At 64.1% G+C, this 21043-nt stretch carries 22 protein-coding genes and 1 tRNA gene; 13 read left to right on the top strand and 10 right to left on the bottom strand.

Annotation, left to right across the window (positions count from 1 at the left end; genetic code table 11):
* Positions 1–6: 6 nt before the first annotated feature.
* From ADIAG_RS10190 to ADIAG_RS10175, 4 genes are read right to left on the bottom strand one after another with little or no spacing between them, the layout of a single operon-like run.
* Positions 7–687, bottom strand: coding sequence for a GntR family transcriptional regulator (locus tag ADIAG_RS10190; protein ID WP_007271273.1), 681 nt, complete (start codon positions 685–687; stop codon positions 7–9).
* Positions 688–734: 47 nt separating this feature from the next.
* A complete protein-coding gene (locus ADIAG_RS10185; protein ID WP_007271272.1) occupies positions 735–2477 on the bottom strand; it encodes an ATP-binding protein in 1743 nt (580 codons plus the stop codon).
* Entirely contained in the window at positions 2474–4117 is a 1644-nt protein-coding gene (locus ADIAG_RS10180) for a 5-oxoprolinase subunit B/C family protein (RefSeq protein WP_007271271.1), read from the bottom strand. The genes ADIAG_RS10185 and ADIAG_RS10180 overlap by 4 nt, the downstream gene beginning before the upstream one ends.
* Positions 4114–4872, bottom strand: a complete 759-nt coding sequence (locus ADIAG_RS10175) for a LamB/YcsF family protein (protein ID WP_007271270.1) — start codon at positions 4870–4872, stop codon at positions 4114–4116. The genes ADIAG_RS10180 and ADIAG_RS10175 overlap by 4 nt, the downstream gene beginning before the upstream one ends.
* Before the next feature lie 211 nt (positions 4873–5083).
* On the opposite strand from ADIAG_RS10175, the gene ADIAG_RS10170 reads away from it, so the two are divergent.
* The 3 genes from ADIAG_RS10170 to ADIAG_RS10160 all read left to right on the top strand — a co-directional run bounded on the left by ADIAG_RS10170 (position 5084) and on the right by ADIAG_RS10160 (position 6394).
* Positions 5084–5272 carry a hypothetical protein gene (locus ADIAG_RS10170; RefSeq protein WP_007271269.1) on the top strand — a complete coding sequence of 63 codons (189 nt, stop codon included), beginning with the start codon at positions 5084–5086 and terminating at the stop codon, positions 5270–5272.
* Between the two features lie 53 nt (positions 5273–5325).
* Entirely contained in the window at positions 5326–5826 is a 501-nt protein-coding gene (locus ADIAG_RS10165) for a DUF456 domain-containing protein (protein WP_007271268.1), read from the top strand.
* Between the two features lie 181 nt (positions 5827–6007).
* Positions 6008–6394: a hypothetical protein gene (locus tag ADIAG_RS10160; protein WP_007271267.1), complete on the top strand. Its 387-nt coding sequence runs from the start codon at positions 6008–6010 to the stop codon at positions 6392–6394.
* Between the two features lie 88 nt (positions 6395–6482).
* Here the strand turns inward: ADIAG_RS10160 and ADIAG_RS10155 are convergent, their stop codons facing one another.
* Positions 6483–6722, bottom strand: a complete 240-nt coding sequence (locus ADIAG_RS10155) for a hypothetical protein (RefSeq protein WP_007271266.1) — start codon at positions 6720–6722, stop codon at positions 6483–6485.
* A gap of 37 nt (positions 6723–6759) precedes the next feature.
* A complete protein-coding gene (locus ADIAG_RS10150) occupies positions 6760–7437 on the bottom strand; it encodes a TetR/AcrR family transcriptional regulator (RefSeq protein WP_235045879.1) in 678 nt (225 codons plus the stop codon).
* A gap of 116 nt (positions 7438–7553) precedes the next feature.
* Between ADIAG_RS10150 and ADIAG_RS10145 the strand changes: the two genes are divergently transcribed.
* The 4 genes from ADIAG_RS10145 to idi all read left to right on the top strand — a co-directional run bounded on the left by ADIAG_RS10145 (position 7554) and on the right by idi (position 12160).
* Positions 7554–8978, top strand: coding sequence for a flavin monoamine oxidase family protein (locus tag ADIAG_RS10145; RefSeq protein WP_007271264.1), 1425 nt, complete (start codon positions 7554–7556; stop codon positions 8976–8978).
* 7 nt (positions 8979–8985) lie between these two features.
* Positions 8986–9864, top strand: a complete 879-nt coding sequence (locus tag ADIAG_RS10140) for a universal stress protein (protein ID WP_007271263.1) — start codon at positions 8986–8988, stop codon at positions 9862–9864.
* A gap of 99 nt (positions 9865–9963) precedes the next feature.
* The gene (locus ADIAG_RS10135; RefSeq protein ID WP_007271262.1) at positions 9964–11490 is read left to right on the top strand and encodes an APC family permease; all 1527 of its coding nucleotides are present in this window, start codon (positions 9964–9966) and stop codon (positions 11488–11490) included.
* A gap of 139 nt (positions 11491–11629) precedes the next feature.
* Positions 11630–12160 carry an isopentenyl-diphosphate Delta-isomerase gene (gene idi, locus ADIAG_RS10130; protein WP_007271261.1) on the top strand — a complete coding sequence of 177 codons (531 nt, stop codon included), beginning with the start codon at positions 11630–11632 and terminating at the stop codon, positions 12158–12160.
* A gap of 249 nt (positions 12161–12409) precedes the next feature.
* On the opposite strand, the gene ADIAG_RS10125 is transcribed toward idi, so the two are convergent.
* Positions 12410–13705: an MFS transporter gene (locus ADIAG_RS10125; protein WP_007271260.1), complete on the bottom strand. Its 1296-nt coding sequence runs from the start codon at positions 13703–13705 to the stop codon at positions 12410–12412.
* A 418-nt stretch (positions 13706–14123) separates the two neighbouring features.
* Between ADIAG_RS10125 and ADIAG_RS10120 the strand changes: the two genes are divergently transcribed.
* Genes ADIAG_RS10120 through ADIAG_RS10105 form a run of 4 tightly spaced genes read left to right on the top strand, consistent with a single transcriptional unit; the run spans position 14124 to position 18058 of the window.
* Positions 14124–14888 carry an electron transfer flavoprotein subunit beta/FixA family protein gene (locus tag ADIAG_RS10120; RefSeq protein WP_007271259.1) on the top strand — a complete coding sequence of 255 codons (765 nt, stop codon included), beginning with the start codon at positions 14124–14126 and terminating at the stop codon, positions 14886–14888.
* 14 nt (positions 14889–14902) lie between these two features.
* Entirely contained in the window at positions 14903–15871 is a 969-nt protein-coding gene (locus tag ADIAG_RS10115) for an electron transfer flavoprotein subunit alpha/FixB family protein (RefSeq protein WP_007271258.1), read from the top strand.
* A 58-nt stretch (positions 15872–15929) separates the two neighbouring features.
* Positions 15930–16862 carry a cytochrome b/b6 domain-containing protein gene (locus ADIAG_RS10110; RefSeq protein WP_007271257.1) on the top strand — a complete coding sequence of 311 codons (933 nt, stop codon included), beginning with the start codon at positions 15930–15932 and terminating at the stop codon, positions 16860–16862.
* 59 nt (positions 16863–16921) lie between these two features.
* Positions 16922–18058, top strand: a complete 1137-nt coding sequence (locus tag ADIAG_RS10105) for an acyl-CoA dehydrogenase family protein (protein ID WP_007271256.1) — start codon at positions 16922–16924, stop codon at positions 18056–18058.
* Positions 18059–18090: 32 nt separating this feature from the next.
* On the opposite strand, the gene ADIAG_RS10100 is transcribed toward ADIAG_RS10105, so the two are convergent.
* The gene (locus ADIAG_RS10100; RefSeq protein ID WP_007271255.1) at positions 18091–18567 is read right to left on the bottom strand and encodes an Lrp/AsnC family transcriptional regulator; all 477 of its coding nucleotides are present in this window, start codon (positions 18565–18567) and stop codon (positions 18091–18093) included.
* Positions 18568–18969: 402 nt separating this feature from the next.
* Between ADIAG_RS10100 and ADIAG_RS10095 the strand changes: the two genes are divergently transcribed.
* Positions 18970–19179 (top strand): helix-turn-helix domain-containing protein, encoded by a 210-nt coding sequence (locus ADIAG_RS10095; RefSeq protein ID WP_007271254.1) that lies wholly within the window; start codon positions 18970–18972, stop codon positions 19177–19179.
* 78 nt (positions 19180–19257) lie between these two features.
* A tRNA-Ala gene (locus ADIAG_RS10090) sits at positions 19258–19330 on the top strand.
* A gap of 23 nt (positions 19331–19353) precedes the next feature.
* Here the strand turns inward: ADIAG_RS10090 and ADIAG_RS20190 are convergent.
* Positions 19354–20538, bottom strand: coding sequence for a DUF4232 domain-containing protein (locus tag ADIAG_RS20190; protein WP_007271253.1), 1185 nt, complete (start codon positions 20536–20538; stop codon positions 19354–19356).
* A 37-nt stretch (positions 20539–20575) separates the two neighbouring features.
* The gene (locus tag ADIAG_RS10080; RefSeq protein ID WP_007271252.1) at positions 20576–21043 is read right to left on the bottom strand and encodes a hemerythrin domain-containing protein; all 468 of its coding nucleotides are present in this window, start codon (positions 21041–21043) and stop codon (positions 20576–20578) included.

Below are 21043 nucleotides of genomic sequence, written 5' to 3'. Positions count from 1 at the left end.
TGCGTCCTATTCCTCTTCGCCGACCTCCAGGTGGGCCAAGAGCTCGGCCTCGGCGCGGTCGAGGTAGCCGCGCAACTGCGCCGAGGCCTCCTCGCGTTTCCCCGCCACCAAGAGTTCCACCAACCCGGCGTTCAATTCCACATAGTGCGAGTGGAAGTCCGGAGCGTCTCCCATGGCGTGGAAGACCAGGCGCATCTGCGCCAGGACCTTGGTCATCAGCTCCTGCAGGTGTCGGCTGCCGGTGGCGCGGACCAGTTCCTCGTGGAAGCACTGGTTGGCATCGGCCATCTTGGCGATGTCGCCCTCCGCCAGCGCGGCGCGGGCATCGCCAATGACCGCCGACAGGGCCTCGACATCAAGATTCGGGGCCCACAACACCGCGGCGGGTTCGATCATCCGGCGCACCGAATAGATCTCCCGCACGCCTTCGGGGCCGGGGGAGGAAACGTAAACTCCGCGGTTGGGGATGCGGGTGAGGACCAATTCGTGGTCCAGGACCGCGAAGGCCTCCCGCAGCGTATTGCGGGAAACTCCCATGGCCTGGGCCAGCGCCAGCTCGGAGAGCTTGGCGCCGGGCAACAGTGCACCCTCGGCGATGCGGGAGCGCAGCACCGCTGCGACCCACGCGCCGGTGTGTGCGTGGGTCGATCCCTCGGCCAGCGGCAGGGAAGAGATCATGGGGTTCATGGGCATTCATCCAATCTATTCCAAGCCCGTGCCCGGGACCTGATGCGTTAAGCGATGTTCCCGAGTGCTTCGCCGCGAGCCACCGGCATTCCTGGTTCATGGGTGCCTTGGCTGAAGGTCCCGGCGCGGTGCGCGGTGATATTCGATTCCATCTTCATGGCTTCGAGCACCGCCACGGTATCGCCCTCGGCGACCGTGGCACCCTCGGCGGCAACCCACTTGACCAGGTTCCCGTTCATGGGGGCCAGCACCGTGGCCTCGTTGGCGGCAGTGGCCACGGTGTCGGCGGACGCCTCCAGGGCCGAACCCGTGCCGCCGTGGCGGATCGAGGCAACCAGCGAGGCCGGCAAACCGATGTGCATGGCCTTGCCGTTGACCTCGACGGTCAGTGTCTCACGCTCCGCATCGGGTTCGGACGCAGCGATTTCCGGGCTGGAAGCCAGCTCTTCGGCGAACTCGGTTTCGATCCAGGTGGTGTAAACCCCGTAGGCGTCATTGTTGGTGAAGTCCGCATTGCGCACCACCGAGCGGTGGAAGGGCAACACCGAGGGCACCCCGGAGATGACCATCTCATCCAGGGCAACCTTGGCCCGGCGCAACGCCTGGTCGCGGGTGGCACCGGTGACAATCAGCTTGGCCATCAGGGAGTCATAGTGCGAGGGGACCACCGAACCGGTGCGCACCCCTGAATCCACGCGCACGCCGGAACCGGTGGGGGCTTCAAAGGCGGTGATGCGTCCAGGGCCGGGCAGGAAGCCACGGGCAGGGTCCTCGGCGTTGAGCCGGAACTCGAAGGAGTGCCCGGTGGGCACCGGGTCCTCGGTGAAGCTGATTTCCTGGCCATTGGCAATGCGGAACTGTTCGGCCACCAGATCCACGCCGGTGGTTTCCTCGGTGATCGGGTGCTCGACCTGCAGCCGGGTGTTGACCTCCAGGAACGAGATCAGCCCGTCGGGAGCCACAAGGTATTCGACGGTTCCTGCGCCCACGTAGCCGGCCTCGGCACAGATGGCCTTGGCCGAGGCATGGATGGAGGTGCGCTGTTCATCACTGAGGAACGGGGCCGGGGCCTCCTCGACGAGCTTTTGGTTGCGGCGCTGCAACGAGCAGTCACGGGTGCCGACCACCACGACGTTGCCGTGGGTGTCCGCCAGAACCTGGGCCTCGACGTGGCGGGGCTTGTCCAGGAAGCGTTCGACGAAGCATTCGCCGCGGCCAAAGGCGGCGGTGGCCTCGCGGACCGCGGAGTCGAAGGCATCGTCGATTTCCTCGAAGGTGCGCACCACCTTGATCCCGCGCCCTCCGCCGCCGAAGGCCGCCTTGATAGCCACCGGCAGCCCGAACTCCTGGGCAAAGGCACGGACCTCGGCACCGGATTGAACCGGCCCATCGGTGCCCGGCACCAGCGGGGCACCGGCACGCACGGCGATCTCGCGGGCGGTGACCTTGTTGCCCAGCGCGCGGATGGCGTCCGGGGTGGGCCCGATCCAGATTAGCCCGGAGTCCAGGACGGCCTGGGCGAAGTCGGCGTTCTCGGACAGGAAGCCGTAGCCCGGGTGCACCGCGTCGGCGCCGCAGCGGGCGGCGATATCAAGGATCTTGTCGATGTCCAGGTAGGTCTGGGCCCCGGTGGTGCCGCCCAGTGCGTAGGCCTCATCGGCGCGGCGCACATGCAGCGCATCGGCATCGGGGTCCGAATACACGGCCACGGACACCAATGAGGCATCGGCGCAGGCCCGGGCAATACGGACGGCGATTTCGCCGCGGTTGGCGATCAGGATCTTCTTCATGCTGGGTTTCCTTCGGTACGCGCGGTCAGCGGTGCAAGTGGATGGTGGGTCAGCGGATCAACAAGTTCAAAGCGGATGCGGGTGCCGGGGACCAGTTGCGCCGCGGCGGGCACGTCTTCGGCGATGAGCCCGGCAATGACCGGGTAACCGCCGGTGACCGGGTGATCGGCCAGGAAGAGCACCGGCAACCCGGAGGGCGGAACCTGCAGGGCACCGACGGCGACGCCCTCGGAGGCCAACTCGCCGGTGCGGATCCGCTCCAACGGTTCGGCCCCGTCGGTCAGGGCCAGCCGGACGCCCACCCGGTTGGACTCGGCCGAGACCACCCATGTTTGGCCGGTCAGCTGCTCCAGGCCCGCGCCGCCAAACCAGTCCTCGCGTGGGCCCGGGGCAATGCGCAAGATGTGGCAGCCGTCGGCCGCGGGGCGGGGCAAGGTGGAAGGCTCGGGATTGCCCACCACATGGGCGCCGTGGATGGGGTTAATGCCCAGCAGGGTCCCGGCGGCCAGCGGGGCGGGCCCGATCCCTGACATGGAATCGGTGGAGCAGGAGCCCAGCACCGGAGCGACATCGAAGCCTCCGCGTACGGCCAGGTAGCTGCGCAGCCCGCCGCCGGTTGGCGAGAGCACCAGCGTCTCGCCGTCCAGCAAGGCGAAGGGGGTGTTCATGGGGGCCACGCGTTCCTCGTGGAAGTCGTCGGTGTCCACCGGGGTGATCAGCAGCTCGGCGTTGGCTCCGCTCACGGCCAGGACGGCGTCCCCGATGGCGCGCAGGGTCATGGAGCCCAGCAGGTTTTCGATCAGTGCCGCCGAGGGGGAGTTGCCCACCAGCCGGTTGGCGGCGCGGGCCGAGCTTGTATCGGCAGCACCCGCGGCGGAGACCCCGAGGTTGCCCAGCCCCGGTCGGCCCAGGTCCTGGATGAGGGATTGGAGTCCCGGGTCAAGAATTTCCAGGCTGGGGGAGCCCGGCGCCACAGAGACGGGGGCTGCCTGGGGAGCGGCAGGGGTGGAGAGGGTCAGCGAGGCGCGGGAGGCGGTGAATTGCACCCGGTCCTGCGGACGGATCAGCGCAGGATTTTCCCGTTGCAGATCCCAGAGCACCGCATCGGTGTGCCCGATCAGCTGCCAGCCGCCGGGGGAGATGCGCGGGTAGATGGCCGAGTAGTCCCCGGCCAGGGCGACGGCGCCGGCGGGGACCGCCTTGCGCGGGGTGTCGCGGCGCGGTACCTGCAACAGCTGGTTTTCTCTATGCAGGTAGGCGAATCCGGGGGCGAACCCACCGAAGGCGGCCCGCCACTGTTGGGAGGTGTGGGCGTTGATGACTGCCTCGGGGCTCAGCCCGGTGAGCCTGACGACCTCCTCTAGGTCCTCGCCGTCGTAATGCACATCGATGGATACCAGCGAGCCGGTGTCCGGCGCCGCGGTGCCAAGTTCCAGCGCCGGGATCGCCGCGGCGATGCTGCGGGCGTTGGCCCAGGAGTCGGCCTTGATCAGGATGGTGGAGGCCGCGGTGAGCAGATCGCATTGGCCCGGCAGTGGGGAAGCCTCCAATATGGCGCCCAGGGCCAGTACCGAGTCCAGATCCGAGAGTTCGACCAACACCGACCGGGTGCCAGCAAAGCGGGTGCCAAGCACACTCATACGAAGCTCTTGATGCTGACGCCGGCGTCTTGGAGTCCCTGGCGCACGGCCGTGGCCATGGCCACGGCGCCGGCGGTGTCCCCGTGGACGCAGATGCTTTCGGCATTCATCGGAATCACCGAGCCGTCGATGGCCACGATGGTGCCCTCGGTGGCCAGCCGGACCATGTTGGCGGTGACCGTTGCCGCATCGTGCAATACCGCGTTGGCTTCGCGGCGGGAGACCAGGGTGCCGTCGGGGTTGTAGTTCCTATCGGCGAAGGCTTCGGCGACGGGGCGCAGCCCGGCGGCTTCCGCCTTGGCCAGGGCCACGGAGCCGGGCAGCAGCAGCACCGGAAGCTGGGAGCCGAAGGCGACGATGGCGTCGATGACGGCCTGGGCGTGCGCCTCGTGGTGCACGATGGTGTTGTACAGGGCGCCGTGCGGCTTGACGTACTTGATCTCGGAGCCTGCCGCGCGGGCCAGTGCCTCGAGTGCACCGAGTTGGTAGAGCACGTCATCGGCGAGTTCCGTGGGGGAGCAGTCAAGGAAGCGGCGGCCGAATCCGGCCAGGTCCCGGTAGCCGACGTGGGCGCCGATGGTGACGGACGCGGCGAGCGCGTCGCGGCAGGTCGCCGCAATGGTGCTGGGGTCCCCTGCGTGGAATCCGCAGGCAACATTTGCCGAGGATACGGAGGTGAAAATGGCGGCGTCGTCGCCCATGGACCAGTTGCCGAAGGATTCCCCGACGTCGGAATTCAGGTCGATGTAAGTCATCTGTGACCCCCGTCTCTTGTAGTGGTTCCTTAAAGGATGCACCAATAAGACGGATTGTTCAACAATCTTTCGCGAGGAGTTTTTGCCGGGCGCTCCACCCGGTCGCGCGTTTCGTCATGGCCCAACCGGCAAACGGGCACCTAGGATGGGAAAACATAGGCGGCGGTGCCTTCCAAAACCGGCGCCGGCGCGAACCAAGGAGTGTGGGCACGTGAAATTCATTTTCGAAGTCGACATGAACACCGAGGCCATGAAGGTGGACCCCGAAGCAGAACTGGGCCGCGCACTGCGCTACTGGGCTGGAAACCTCAAAAACTACCCCATGGAGGCCGGCGCCGGGGAAGACATCTTCGACAGTGAATACAAGGCCGCCGGCAGTTGGGCCATCGTCGGAGACTAAAGCCTACGGCGCGTCACGTCCTTCCGGGGGTCGCACCTGCCAGACTTGGGATCGTGGACCTTCAAATCATCACGACCCTCGGTGCCGGGTTGCTCCTGGCGATCGCCGTGCTGGGCACGGTTATTCCCGTGCTCCCCGGCAGCCTGTTGGCCATCGGCACGCTGCTGGCCTGGGGCTGGATCCTAGGTAGCCCCGCCGCTTGGTGGTGCGCGGGCATCGGCATCGGCATCGCGCTCGCCGGGTGGAGCGCCTCGACGGTGTTCACCGGCCGGAACCTGAAGCAACAGCAGATTCCGCGCGGATCGATCCTCCTGGCCATCGCATTGGCGATAGTGGGCATGTTTGTGGTTCCGGTGGTGGGACTTTTTGCCGGCTTCGCACTGGGCCTGATCGTGGGGGAGTACTGGCGGCGCAGGGACTTCGGCGCGGCGCTGCGTTCCTCCGGTGCGGCACTCAAGGCCATGGGCTTGGGCGTGCTGGTTGAATTCGGCTGCGCGGCCCTGGCGTCGTCGGTGTGGATGATCGGCGTCATTGTGCATTTTTATACACGGTAAGACCCTTGATGTGTGGCGGGCCACGGCTTTGGGGCGGCGCGGGCCACACCCCCCTGTGAGCTTGCCAACCGAAAGCGCATAATAGTGCATGAGAGTGAGAATGTGCACGTAATCTCGATATTGTAACGATCGAGATATGTGCGGGTGTCGGCTTTCCCCGCGAGCGAAAAGGGGATAGTGAATGTTGTTGGTGCGCAAGGCAATGCCATTGGGTGAAGACATCTTGTTGGCCCGCCACGGGTCCAGCATTGTTGAGATGACCCAGGACCGTAAGAACAACCTCACCCGTGCTCGGCTCGTCGATGGCAGCGTCGACACGGCCTCGAACTTCCTCGTCAGCCTCAACGCCATGGCCGCGCTTACCCCGGCCGAGCGGTTCGGCAAGGCCGCCGACGATTACTCAGCCGACCGGCTGCCTGTCAGCCGCAAGGAAATCCGGTTCATGGCTAAGCTCACCGGCGCCTGGGCGCTCGCCTCGGCGGCCTTCATTGGCGGCATGGGCTGGGTTATCGTTAAGTTCGGGGACCCGGAACTGATGATGCAGGTCATGAGTACCCCGATGATGTAGTCATCAGCGCGTGTTATCCGATGCCTCGTGGAACCACGCCCTTGGGCGGGTGTTCCAACGGGGCGTTTTTCTATGGGTCAGGGGGTGCTCAGCGCTTGCGGAAAGAAAACCGTCCGATGATCCAACCGATCAGCAGCACGGCACCGAGGGAAATCCACAACGGGGCTCTCGTATCCAGGAAAAGGAACTCGATCCTCACGCGCTGGTGGTTCTGCAGGATGAAGACCACGGCCAGGATTCCGCCCAGCACCGCGATCCAGTTTTTTGCGCTCAGTTTGGCCAGGAGTCGGCCGATTGGGCTCGTGCCGCGTTCAGGGGTTTGTGTCATGCCCCAAGACTAGTGTGTGATCCACTGCTGACAAGGATCAATGGCGCCGGTCGCCGGAACCGACCAGCCCGCCCACGATGGCTCGCAGCCCGGTGTTGAATGCTGCATCGGCGCTGGGCTGGCCACTGGCACGTTGCGCGGCCAGTGCGGATTCGAACTTCGGGATTTTTCCGGCATTCGGTCCCGGGTCGAAGATGTCCAGCGGGGCCGTGACATCAAGTGCCGAGCCGAAGATGAACGATTCAATGGCCACGATGGCCGGGACGATCTGCGCGGACTCCCACCCGGCTCGGGCGAATCCGGCGGCGACCTTCTCGTACATTTCCAGCGTGTGTGGAGACCCCGAAACCGGCAACACCGCGATGAGCGGAATCAGCGGTGCGTGCCCGGCGAGAACATCGCGGTAGGTCACCGCCCAGGCCATCAGCGCTTCAGCCAGTGGCAGGGTTTCGAAGACCGTTGAGTCGACCCCGTCCATCACGATTTCCTGGATCCACTGCATGAGCTCCTGCTTGGACTCCACGTGGTTGTACAGCGCCGAGGGCGAGACCGATAGCGACTTGGCCACGCCCGACATGGTCAGCGAGGCGTAGCCACCAGTGGTTACAAGCTTCAGTGCCGCCTGGGCGATCAGCTCGCGATCCAGCACCACCGACCGTGGCCTGCCCGCGCGACGGCGCGGTTCCCTGGCGGGAGATCCCGGTTCCTGCTTCACATTCAAAGTCCGCTCCTGACGTGGCCTACTTCACAACACTGCACTTTATGCCTTACTATAGAACCAGTCTAGTAAATGAACGACATTCATTTAAAACCTCGGAAGAAGTGGGAACCATGAGAATCCTGGATCGCGACGTCGTCATCATCGGAGCCGGCCCCTCTGGCCTAACCGCAGCCTACGAGCTACGCAAGGCCGGAAAATCAGTAGCAGTGCTCGAGGCACGCGACCGCGTCGGCGGTCGCACCTGGAGCGAAGACATGGACGGAGCCACCATCGAGATCGGCGGCCAGTGGATCTCCCCGGACCAGACCGGCCTGTACTCGCTGATCGAGGAGCTGGGCATCGAGACCTACGAGCGTTACAAGGCCGGCGCCTCGGTCTACATATCCGAAGCCGGTCAACGCACCGTCTACACCGGCGAGGACTTCCCGGTTGGTGAATCCACGGTGGCAGAAATGAACCGGCTCATTGCCGAGATGGACCGACTCACCGCACAGGTCGACCCGGACGCCCCATGGGAGCACCCGCGCGCCGAGGAACTGGACATGATCTCCTTCCACCATTGGCTGCGTACCCTCTCCACCGACGAAGCGGCCTGCAACAACGTCGGCCTGTTCATCGCCGGCGGCATGCTCACCAAACCCGCCCACACCTTCTCCGCGCTGCAGGCGCTGCTGATGTCCGCCTCCGCGGGGTCCTTCGCCAACCTCGTGGACGAGGACTTCATCCTGGACCGGCGCATCGTGGGGACCATGCAGGGTGTCTCGATCGCCGTGGCCAAGGTCCTGGGCCAGGACGTCTTCCTGAACAACCCGGTGCTTAAGCTCGATTGGTCCGAGCAAGGAGTGCGGGCCCACGGCACCGACGTCACAGTCAACGCCAAGAAGGTCATCATCGCTGTCCCACCGAACCTCTACTCGCGCATCTCCTACAACCCGCCGCTGCCGCGACGCCAGCACGTCACCCACCAGCACCAGTCGATGGGCCTGGTCATCAAGGTCCACGCCGTCTACGAAACCCCGTTCTGGCGCGAAGACGGACTCTCGGGCACGTGCTTCAGGCCCACCGGAATCGTGCAGGAAATCTACGACAACACCTACCTCGGGGAGAGCACCGGCACCCTGGTCGGCTTCATCTCGGACACGCAGGCTGACGCGATGTTCGAGCTGCCCGAAGACGAACGCAAGGCCGCCATCCTCGAGGGCTTCGCCGACTTCCTCGGCCCCCAGGCCCTGGATGCGAAGGTCTTCTACCTCTCGGACTTCGGCTCCGAGGAATGGACACGCGGTGCCTACGCGACCAGCTACGACCTGGGCGGGCTGTTCCGTTTCGGCCCGGACCAGAACAAGAACGTCGGACCGATCTACTTCTCCTCCTCGGATTTGGCCGGCGAGGGCTACCAGCACGTGGACGGAGCGGTGCGCATGGGTCGGCGCACCGCGGTGCGCATCAATTCCGCCATCGACGGCACCGACGCGGAACCGGCGTACGACGGGGTCCGCTCGCTGTTCGGCACCCGCGATTCGCTGGAGGCCTAAGTTTCCCATGCGACTGTTGATCGGATACACCGCCGACGCGCGGGGAGCCGAAGCCATCGCCCTGGCCGCGGCCCTCGGTGGACCGGGAGCCCACTTGGATATTGCCATCGTGCTGCCCGAACATACCCCGTTCTCGGCGAACTACCCGGGCGGCGACCACGGATACTCCTCCATCTTGGCCGCCCGCATCGATGCCTGGGCAGGCGAGGCCCTGGCATTGGTGCCGGAAGGGCACACCGCCCGAGTGATCGCCCGGGCCGTGACCTCCCCTGCGGCAGGGCTGATCGAGCTGGCCCAGGAAACCGGGGCCCGTGCCATCGTGCTCGGCGGGCGCAAGCGCCATGTCGCCGGGTTTTTTGCCCCGGGCACGGTGACCAGCGCACTGTTGCATGCCTCCCCGTTGCCGGTGGCCATGAGCGCCCCCGGCGCGGTGGCCGCCTTGCATCGGGCCGAAGGGAAACTGGGCCGCGTCACCGCCTTCGTGGGCACCCGCCCCGGGGCGCGGGCCGTGGTGCAGTCCGCGGCAGATGTTGCCGCCGCCCAGGGCCTGGAACTGCGGATCATCTCGCTGGCGGCCCAGGACGCTTCCGGGCAACCGGCCCCGGAACGCGACGACTCGAGTGCAGCCATGCGCGCCAACATCGAGGCGCTGCTGGCCGACCTTGACCTCGGTGCGGAAATCTCCATTGCCTCGGGCAACAACCTCGACGATGCGATCGGCGAAATCGACTGGAAGGACGGCGAGATCGCCGTGGTGGGCTCCAGCCGCCTGGCCCGCAAGCACCGGCTCTTCCTGGGCTCCACCGCCCAGCGCATGTTGCGGACCCTCCCGGTGCCGCTGCTGGTGGTCCCGCGGAACCACCACACCCAAGAGCCCGCGTCCTGACCGCATCGCCATATGGCGATGCGTCATGCCCCACCAACCCCGTCCGTCCGCCGGAACCGGGGCAACCCGGCACCACGCCACGGATGAAGGAAACCAACCATGAGTCATGAACCAGCGACCGATTCCACCACCACACGGTCCCTCGAAACGGGCATGGGCGAGAAGGGGCTGGCCAAGGGCACCGTGGGTGTCCTGGGCGCCGTGGTCATCGGCGTCTCCTGCATCGCCCCGGCCTACACGCTGACCGCGGCCCTGGGCCCCACCGTCGCCGAGGTTGGGACCCAGCTTCCCGCGATCTTCTTGGCAGGGTTCCTGCCGATGCTGCTGGTGGCCCTGGGCTACCGTGAACTGAATTCCGCGATGCCGGACTCGGGCACCTCGTTTACCTGGGCCACCCGCGCCTTCGGCCCCTGGATCGGCTGGATGGGCGGCTGGGGGCTCATCGCCGCGACCATCATCGTGCTTTCCAACCTTGCCGCCGTCGCGGTCGACTTCTTCTACATCTTGATCGCGCAGCTCACCGGCAATGCCGCCATCGCGGAGTTGACCCAGAATCTGTGGGTCAACATCCCCACCACGCTGGTGTTCATCGCCGCCGCCTGTTGGATCTCCTACCGCGGAATGCAGACCACCAAGGCCTTCCAATACGGGCTGGTCGCCTTCCAGCTGATCGTGTTGGCCTGGTTTGCCGTGGCCGCCTTCAGCCACGTAGCCAACGGCACCGCGTTCGATGCCACCCCCGTGTCTCTGGACTGGTTCAACCCGCTGGCGGTGCCGACCTTTGGTGCCTTCGCAGCCGGCGTCTCGCTGTCGATCTTCATCTTCTGGGGCTGGGATGTCACCCTGACCATGAACGAGGAAACCAAGAATCCGGACAAGGTCCCGGGCCGAGCCGCGACGCTGACGATCCTGATCATCATGGCCATCTATATGATCATCTCGCTGTCGGTGATCTCCTACGCGGGCATTGGGGAGACCGGGCTGGGTGCAGGAAACCCGGAGAACCAAGAATCGATCTTCGCGGTACTAGCAGGACCTGTCATGGGCCCGTTCGCGATCCTGATGTCGCTGGCGATCCTCTCCTCCTCGGCCGCCTCGCTGCAGTCCACCATGGTTTCCCCGGCCCGCACCCTGCTGGCCATGGGCTTCTACAAGGCGCTGCCGGAGAGCTTCGGGAAGATCTCCCCGCGCTTTATGTCCCCCTCCACGGCCACCATCACCGCTGGCGCCGCCTCGGCAGTGTTCTATGTCGTGACCCGGTTGCTGAGCGAAAACGCGCTGTGGGACACCATCACGGCGCTGGGCCTGATGATCTGCTTCTACTACGGGGTCACGGCGCTGGCCTGCGTCTGGTACTTCCGCCGCGAGGCATTCGCTACCGCGCGCGGCTGCTTCTTCAAATTCCTGGCCCCGCTGGTGGGCGGCGTGATCCTGTTGGTGATGTTCGCCAGCACGGCGCGCGATTCGATGAGCCCCGACTACGGTTCGGGATCCAACATCGGCGGGCTCGGCATGGTATTCATTCTCGGCATGGGCGTACTGCTGCTGGGCGTGGGCGTGATGTTCTACCAGCGGGTGCGCCACCCCGGGTTCTTCAAGGGCGAGACACTCAAACGGATGTCCTAGGCGCGGTGGCCCTTCGGAAGTGTGGCGCCCGCGGGCCGGGGAAATTTCCCTTCCGGCGGGCGCTGTCCGCGTGCCCGCCGAGGCATGGGAGAATGGAATCCCCGGGGCTTGGGCCCACACTTTGGAGCGAAAGAGAGTCATGAGCGAGGAACTTGTGGTGTTGTTGGATCAAGACGGCACCCGCATTGGAACCGCTGCCAAGGCCACCGTGCACACCGCACACACGCCGCTGCACCTGGCATTTTCCTGCTACCTCTTTGACGGGGAGGGAAGGCTGCTGATGACTCGGCGTGCGTTGTCCAAGAAAACCTGGGCAGGGGTGTGGACCAACTCCTTCTGCGGGCACCCGGGGGAGGGCGAGTCCTTCGAGGACGCCATGGCCCGGCGTGCCGAGCAGGAGCTTGGCACGAGAATCGACTCGATCGCCCCGCTACTTCCCGACTTCGCCTACCGTGCGGTGGACGCCTCGGGGATCGTAGAGAACGAAATCTGCCCGGTCTTCACCGCGCGCATCACCGGGGACTTGGCCCCCAACCCAGATGAGGTTGCCGAATACGCGTGGGTGGACCCGCAGGGCCTGAAGACAGCGGCCCGGGCAACGCCCTTCGCCTTTTCTCCCTGGCTTCTGGAGCAGATCGCCCAGGGCTCGCTGGAGGAAAACCTGCAATAGCGGGTCCCGGAAACTCGGTCCCGAGCATCAAGTCGGAAGGTCCAGGGCAGCGCCGGCACGTCTTCGCTCGGTCGCGCCCACTGTGGAACTGCGCCATGGTGAAGCTCGGCCCGCGGCGTGGCCGGCAGCCACCGACAGTGCCCCCCAACCCCGGTGGTCTTCAGTATCCCCGGGCCCGGCCTGTGTGGCCCCGAGAGGTGGACACTCACCGGAATTGCCGCCGTGGGTCGGAGAATCAAAACGTGGCGTTTAGGCCGATCCTTCAGTTGCGCTCGTCTTCGCCAGCAATTCCGGTGACAGAACATCAGCACCAGCGACGGACTCCTCGGTCGCCTGCCCCAGCCGCAAGTGGCGAATGGAAGGCAGAAGCAGTGGCAGCAACGCAGCTACCACAAGGATCCCCGACATGAGGCTCACCATCACGGTGTTGCTGAAGTAACCGCTGAGCAACCCGAATAATACATAACCGATTGGAACGGGAAGCAACTGCCCAAAGGTACTGATCGAAGAGAGCCGTGACTGCAAACCTTCTGGAATCTGCTCCTGAAAGAATGCCGACCAGGACACGATCGAAATATCAAGGGCGACGCCAGCGAAGACGGCTGCAGCGACGATCAACCAGAGCGGGGCCACAAAAGCCAGGGCCACCAGCGGCAGTGCCTGGGCAGCCAAACAGACCGACACCGTGATCCCCACTCGCTGGGGTCGAACCGCCACGGCGACCAATGATCCTCCGACTAATCCGAAAGCAAAGCCACCGCTGATCAATCCCCACGCGAAGGCGCCACCGAGGGACGAGTGGGAAACGACGGGTCCGAAGAGCTGGAATCCGACCAGCCACATAAGGACCGTGACGGTGGACTGCGCCACCATGATGACGTACCAACTCCTAGCGCTGAACTCCATCCAGCCTGCTCGGAAGGCCGATAGCGCAGAGGCCTTGCTCTTGATCGGTTGAGGCAACCGGATCGAAGCCAAGAAAAATACCGACACAAGAAAAGTGGACGCATTGAATGCCAGCGCCCACCCCGGGCCGATCAGCGCGACCACCAGACCGCCAAGTGCCGGGCCCAGCACCTTCGCGACATTCAAGGGCAGCCGAAGTACCGCATTCGCGGCTACCCGTAACTCTGCGGGAACGAGCTGGACGATTGAACCTTGGGAAGCCGGCTGGAAAAAGGCGGAGGCCACACCCAGGAGGAAGACGGAAGCTGCCAGCATCCAAAGCTCAGCCACGCCGGTCAGAATCAGGATGGCTATGCTCACTTGCACCACCCCGGAGACCGCGTTCGCAATGACCATCACCAGGTCACGTCGAACCCTGTCGCCCAGCACGCCCCCGACGAGCAGGAGGAGCACCTGGGGAGCGATATTCAGGGCGAGAATGAAGCCCAACCATTCGACTCCGCATCCTGCTTCGAGTGCCGCGAACGCGATGGCTATCGGGGCAGCGGCCGAACCGAGCGACGAAACCACTCGTCCGGTCCAGAAGCTTCGAAACTGCCGATGGCGAAGTACTACGGCGGCTTCTTTGACGCCATTCATGGTTCGGGCGGCTCCACTTGTGGTTCTGTGTCATGGGTCACCCAGCATGTCAGCGACAGGGGTTGGGACACTCCTCGACACTGACGTTTGAGGCGACATAAAGACCGCGCATCGGCAAATGCCCACCGGTTATGAGATCTCATGTGCACCTCATTCGACGCATCCTTTTCGCGCTTACCTGAGGCCTGTGTTGTCCACCAAGGTGCCGCATAAGTTCCTCTCCCCGTCCCGAAAAAACCGATGGGAACGATCGTCGACACCGTGAGCAACTGTAGTATCCGCTGGTCAGTTCGCGAATGGATGTTTTGAGGAGAAAATTGTCGAGACAGAATTTAGTAGGAAGACCTAGTAAATTTTCCCGCTTCCTAGTAATGTCGCCAATGAGTGAACGGCACGGCACAACTGATGAGGTAAACGCATGAAAATCGTGGTCTTGATCAAGCAAGTCCCGGACACCGCCGAGGAGCGGATCCTGGATCCCGCCACCGGGCGACTGGACCGGGAGGCAAGCGACGCGGTGATCGATGAGATCACCGAACGCGCCCTTGAATTGGCTCTGAGCGTGAAAGACGGGGACAAGTCCACCGAGGTCGTTGTGGCCACGATGGGCCCCAAGGAAGCCCTCAAGTCGATCCGCAAGGCGTTGTCCATGGGTGCCGATTCCGGGATCCACGTCCTCGATGACGGACTGGCCGGGGCCGACCTGGTCGTCACCGCATCGGTGCTGGCAGCGGCCTTGCGCGACACCGGTGCGGATCTGTTCATCGCGGGCAACGAGTCCACCGACGGGCGGGCCGGGATGCTTCCGGCCATGATCGCCGAGCACCTCGGCCTTCCACTGCTCGGCTCCCTGGTCGCCGCCGACATCTCAGCGCAATCGGTCAGCGGTCAACGCGCCACCGAGGCAGGAACCCAAGATGTATCGGCCGCATATCCGGCAATCGTCACCGTCACCGAACGCTTTGCCGAGGCCCGCTTCCCCAACTTCAAGGGCATCCTGGGCGCCAAACGCAAACCGGTGAGCACACTTTCCGCGGCGGAACTCGGCGATACCGGGCAGATATCCAGCTCGGTGCTGGAAGTATCCCAACGCCCGCCGCGCACCGCGGGGGCCAAGATCACCGATGACGGAAACGCCGCGGCACAACTCGTCGACTTCCTCGCCTCCCGGCGCCTGATCTAGCAACGGAGAAGAACATGGCAAATATTCTGGCACTGGTGGAACTGACTCACACCGGACACCTCGCACCATCCGCCCGCGGCCTGCTCGCGGTCGCCGCACGGCTTGGCACCCCCGTGGCGGTCACCGCCACCGCCGAGCCCCTGGGCCCCGAGACCGTGGCCCAACTGGCCGAACTCGGCGCCGCACACATTCACGCCGCGCAATTCCCTGCGGCCAACAGCACCCTGATCACCCCGCTGGTCGATGCCCTGGCCGACGCCGTGGGCGCCCACGCCCCGGCCGCGGTGCTCATCGCCGCATCGACCGACGGTCGCGAGGCGGCCGGCCGACTGGCTGTACGCACCGGCGGCGGATTGCTGGCCGACGTCGTAGACGTGCGGATGGCCGAGGACTCAATCGTCACCGAGCACTCGGTCTTCGGCGGGAACTACACCGTGGACGCCCAGGTAAGCGGCGCCCTGCCCATCATCACGCTGCGCAGCGGAGCCATCGACGAGGCGGGGGCCCCGGCCGCAGGAGAACTGCTCGAGGTGACCCCGGCGCCGAGCAGCACGACCAACGCCACCATCGAGTCCTTCGCCGATGTCCCCGAGGAATCCTCGCGGCCCGAGCTGCGCGGTGCATCCACCGTGGTCTCCGGTGGCCGAGGGCTGGGCTCGGCGGAAAACTTCTCCCTGGTCGAACAACTTGCCGACGCCCTGGGTGGCGCGGTCGGTGCCTCCCGCGCTGCGGTGGACGCCGGGTACATTGCGCAAAATGCGCAGGTCGGGCAGACCGGCGTCTCGGTTTCCCCGCAGCTCTACATCGCCTTGGGGATCTCCGGGGCCATCCAGCACCGGGCCGGGATGCAGACGGCTAAGACCATCGTGGCGATCAACAAGGATGAGGACGCCCCGATCTTCGAGATCGCCGACTTGGGGATCGTCGGAGATGTCTTTACGCTGGTTCCGCAGGTGATTGAGCTGCTCAAGGCCCGCACCTAGCGAACCTGCGGCACCTGCCCGGATATCCACACCCACCCACGAACGCGAGGCACCACAGATGACCGCCCGGTCCACCCCCCATAAGCAGGCACCCAACAAATGGGCGCGAGCCGGTCTGATCGCCGGATCCCTGGTCGTCTTGCTGCTCATCGCCGTCTTCGCGGCCCGTTGGCTGGTCACCCTCGAACCGGTCAAAACATGGATGGAAACCTACACCGGGCATTCGGCACTGCCCGATGGCTCACCCACGGGTTTCCCCGCATGGTTGGGTTGGCAACACTTTTTGAACATGTTCTTCCTGGTGCTCATCGTGCGCACCGGCTGGCAGGTGCGCACCACCACGCGCCCAGCGGCGCACTGGGTGCGCAACAACAAGGGATTGATCCGCACCAAGGGCGCACCAGCACGCATCAGCCTCGAGCTCTGGTTCCACCTGTGCTTGGACGCCCTGTGGGTCCTGAACGGCATCGTGTTCATCATCGTGCTCTTCGCCTCCGGCCAGTGGGTGCGCATCGTGCCCACCAGTTGGGACGTATTCCCCAACGCGCTCTCCGCGGGGTTGCAATACCTCTCGCTAAACTGGCCGATCGAGGACGGCTGGGTCAACTACAACGCGCTGCAGCTACTGGCCTACTTCACCACCGTCTTTATCGCCGCTCCGTTAGCGATCATCACCGGACTGCGGATGTCCGGAGCCTGGCCCAAGAAGGCCGTGGCCCTGAACAAGGCCTACCCGATGGAAGCGGCCCGCGCCCTGCACTTCCCGGTGATGATCTACTTCGTCGCCTTCACCGTGGTGCACGTGGCCCTGGTGCTGGCCACCGGCGCCCTACGCAACCTGAACCACATGTACGCCTCCAACGACACCACATCCTGGACGGGCCTGATCCTGTTCGCGGTCTCCATCGTGGTCATCGTGGGCGTCTGGTTCCTGGCTCAGCCGGTGTTCCTACGCCCGCTGGCCTCGCTGACCGGCAAGGTCGGCAAATAGCCGGCTCAGGCCGTCGAAATTCGTCCGTGCACACCACCAACGCCCCAAGGGAGCACCGCATGTTTGACCTGACCGAGGACCAAGTCTCCATCGTGGAGATGGTGGCCGACTTCGCTACCGAGAACATCGCCCCGCACGCAGCAGCCTGGGACCGTGACCACCATTTCCCGGTGGACGTGTTGGCCCAGGCCGGGGAACTGGGCATGGGCGGCATCTACGTGAGGGAAGAATCCGGAGGCTCGGGCATGAGCCGGCTGGACGCCGCGCTGATTTTCGAGGAACTCTCCAAGGCCGATCCCACGATCGCTGCCTACATCTCCATCCACAACATGGTCGCGTGGATGATCGACAAGTTCGGCAACGACGAGCAGCATGCCGCCTGGCTACCGGGGCTGTGCTCCATGGAATCGCTGGGCAGCTACTGCCTCACCGAGCCCGGGGCGGGATCCGACGCCGCTGCACTGAGCACCCGTGCGGTCCTCGATGGGGAGCACTATGTGCTCAACGGGACCAAGCAGTTCATCTCCGGCGCCGGGTCCTCCGGGGTGTATCTGGTGATGGCGCGCACCGCAGACACCGGCAGTGCAGGGATCACAGCATTCATCGTCCCCGACGGCACCGAAGGCCTCTCCTTCGGAGCACTAGAAGCCAAAATGGGCTGGAACGCCCAACCCACCCGTCAGGTGGTCATGGAAGACGTGCGCATCCCGGTGGGAAACCGTCTGGGTGAAGAAGGCACAGGGTTCGGGATCGCGATGAAGGGCCTGAACGGAGGGCGGGTAAACATTGGGGCGTGCTCCATCGGCGGCGGCCAGGCAGCACTGGACAAATCGATTGCCTACCTGAAGGAACGCGAGGCCTTTGGCAAACCGTTGATCAGCCAACAGGCACTGCTCTTTGCCATCGCCGATATGGAAATCGAATTGGAAACCGCGCGCACCATGATCTGGAGGGCCGCCGACGCCCTGGAACGTGGCACCAAGGACACCGTGCGACTCTGTGCCATGGCCAAGCGCGTTGCCACTGACGCGGGATTCAACGCGGCCAACACCGCCCTGCAGTTGCACGGTGGCTATGGTTACCTCTCCGAATACGGGATCGAGAAGATCGTGCGCGATCTGCGGGTGCACCAGATCCTGGAGGGCAGCAACGAAATCATGCGGCTGATCGTTGGACGCCTGGCCGTGGAGCGTTAGCCGGTCGGCGCCCTGAAGATGGGCGCCGTTGGCTAACGGAGGCGGTTCAAAAGCTCCGTGGTGCGATACGGGATTACATCGCGCAAGATCATCGAGGTTGAGGTCCGGGTGATTCCCGGGCACAGCCGGATTTCCTCGCTGACCCGGTAGAGATCGTCGGGATCGGTAGCCACCGCGCGGATAAGCAGGTCGGTGTCGCCGGCCGGGGCCACACACTCAAGGACCTCAGGGATCCTACGCAAGGCTTCTATCGCCTCGTCAAGATGAGACTGGTCAAGTTCCGCACTGACCATGGCCGAGACTCCTCGTCCGATCGATGCGGGCTTGATGCGGCTGGAGTTGGGCCGCAATGCGCCGGAAGCAGCGAGCCGTTCCATACGGGTTTGCACGGTGCCGCGAGCCAGTCCTAAGCGTTGCGCCAGCATCATGGTGGGGACCCGTGGGTCCTCGTCCAGGGCCAAGAGAATGCGCCTGTCCGTATCGTCGAGTTGGTACGATTCCGGCGTCATCCGGGCTCCTTTGCCTATGTTCAGTCAGATTGACCAAGTTGTTCGGTGGCTACCGCTCCATGTTAGTCAGAATGATCAGTGAACCCCAACTGTGTTGCGCGGTATGCCCGGTTGTTGCTTTAGTAGTTGTTAGAAGCTCAACCAAGGTCACAAGCTACGGAGAGCAGACCCCCGTAGCGGGACCAAATCCCGGGCGCGCTACAGGTTGGCCTACAAGGTCTCAGGTCGCAGACTAAGAGTGGTCCGCAACGATTCCAAGAACTTGGAGTCACCGCTGGCCACTCTTGTCGTTTGGGCTGCACGGTGCGATTCATCGGCCCGAATGGACAAAAGTTATCCACAATAGTGTCTGAAGGCGGTTGGGCAATCGCACCAACGGGTAGCCTTCAATACATGAGGTTCATGCGTCTAGAAGACGTCGCCGACGAGTTGAATGTAAACCTGCCACAGGTGCGTTCCTTGGTGCGCAGCGGTGATCTTCCCGCCATCAAGATCGGCGGTCGTGGCGTCTGGCGCGTGGAGCGCAGCGAATTGGAAGCCTATATCCAGCGTCAATACACCGCAGCGCGGGAATCCATTGACGCCGGCGCTGCGGAGAAAGACGAAGCCTAGGTGCGGTGGACCCATCGATTTTGCGCGTAAGCCACCGCGGGTCTAGGCTAAAAATGTTGTGGGATTCTCCCTCGACCCGGGGCTTTAGCTCAGTTGGTAGAGCGTTTCGTTCGCAACGAAAAGGTCAGGGGTTCAATTCCCCTAAGCTCCACACATCGGCACCCGCTCGAAACCTCACGGTTTAGGGCGGGTGTTTTTTATTGCCGCAGACTCTTCCTTGATCGGTGCCCATGCGGTGAGAGATACTGCGCCGCCGTCGATGATGTCCAAATCAACCGGTGAGCTGTGGCGCAATGTCCCGGGGTAGGGCGCTACCAACATGGTGCCGGTACGCATATCGCCGGCAGCCGCCATGGCGTTCCAGCCCAGGAATGCTTGGGCGCCCTGCCCGGGCAACACCGTGACCGCCGAAACTCCGGGGTCATCGGTCATGAACGATCCACCGTGGACAACTAGTACGTCCATGGCCCAACCATCCACGTTATCGAAGGCGATATCGGGGTAGGACTCCAGTAGGCAAGGCCCGGTTCCGGTATTCGTCAGTTCGAAACGCATGCCTCGGTGCCCTGTCGCTCCCTCCGGCTCCTGCCATGAAATCGCCACCTCGTCACCCTCGCACCAGTTCTTACCTGGTGGCTGAAACGCGTGGGATACCTCGGGGGACCCGTACACCACCGGTTCCGGGGTCTGTACCGGCGGCGGACTCGGTTCTGACATGGCACGGGCTTCTTCGGTGGAGCGGTGTGCAGCTGGGAACGCCGCCATCAGCGCCACCGCAAGGACCCCGGCGCTGAGAAGCAGGACCAACTCCGTGGATCTTTTGGTCGCGGGCTTGTGCTTGTGAGAAGACTCCGCGGATCGTGTCAGTCGCGATCCGACCCAAGCCGGAATCCAGCCCCAGATGATTCCCCAGTAACCTGCGGCGAACAATAAGGGCTCAATTCCATCGAGCAGGGCCGCCACGCGTGCAGGTGGCCACGTCGCCACGATGTAGCCGAGTGAGGTGAATGCAGCAGTACTGAAAGCGGCCAGCACCACACCCATCCATAGCGACAAGAAACCAAGCCGTTGACCAGGAGATCTGTGCTCGGAACGGGTCACGATCACCCAGACGAAGAATGCGGTGATGGCCATCATGGTGACGACCGAGGCCAAGGCGAGTAGTGCCGGCCATGGTTCGACCGACTGCCAGGTCCTCCGTGCCAGGGTTTCTGGGAAGAGCAGCGCCACAAACTGGCCGGGGAGCCGCGTCGGGTGCCCCAACAACCAGCCGCGAATCGCTCCGCTGAGCAGCCATGCCAGCCCCGCCACTGCTGTGACCCACACCGTGACGATCACGGATTTCTTCTGATTGCCCATGTCGGAGAGTCTAATCGGTGTCTCTCCGGCACCCCTTTCAGCGGGCAGAATGAGCCACCCAACCCGCAGGCGCGGAACCCGACTCCATGAACTCCAATAGCTCGCGGCCTGCCGACTGATCCAGTAATTCATCGGCCTGCGCATAGATAACTTTTTCTTCCATGGCATTGTGCTTGGCCAGGACCTCGAGCATGTGGGTGCAGGCCTTATGGACGGCAGTTCCGTCGTTCTCTGCGATCAAACCATCCACCTCATCCATGGCTTTCCAGAGGGCACCGTGCTCGCGTTCCATGACGAAGATCGGCCCCATCAAGCCAGCGGATTTCAACGGAGGAAACAAGAACTCCTCTTCGAGGTAAATATGTCGGCGCAAACCGGCCAATGAACGGCGAAGTTCTTCGGTAGATCCGAGTTCCTCGGAGACCTGTTCCAAGAAGGTTTCGATCCCGCCATCGATATCGCGGTGTTCTGCTTCAAGTGCGGTACGCAACGTCCGGTGTTCCAT

The organism is Paeniglutamicibacter gangotriensis Lz1y (assembly GCF_000348945.1).
In the GTDB taxonomy this organism is placed as follows: Bacteria; Actinomycetota; Actinomycetes; order Actinomycetales; family Micrococcaceae; genus Paeniglutamicibacter; species Paeniglutamicibacter gangotriensis.
Note: the sequence above shows the minus strand (reverse complement) of the source record. Positions and strands in the feature narration are given on the sequence as shown.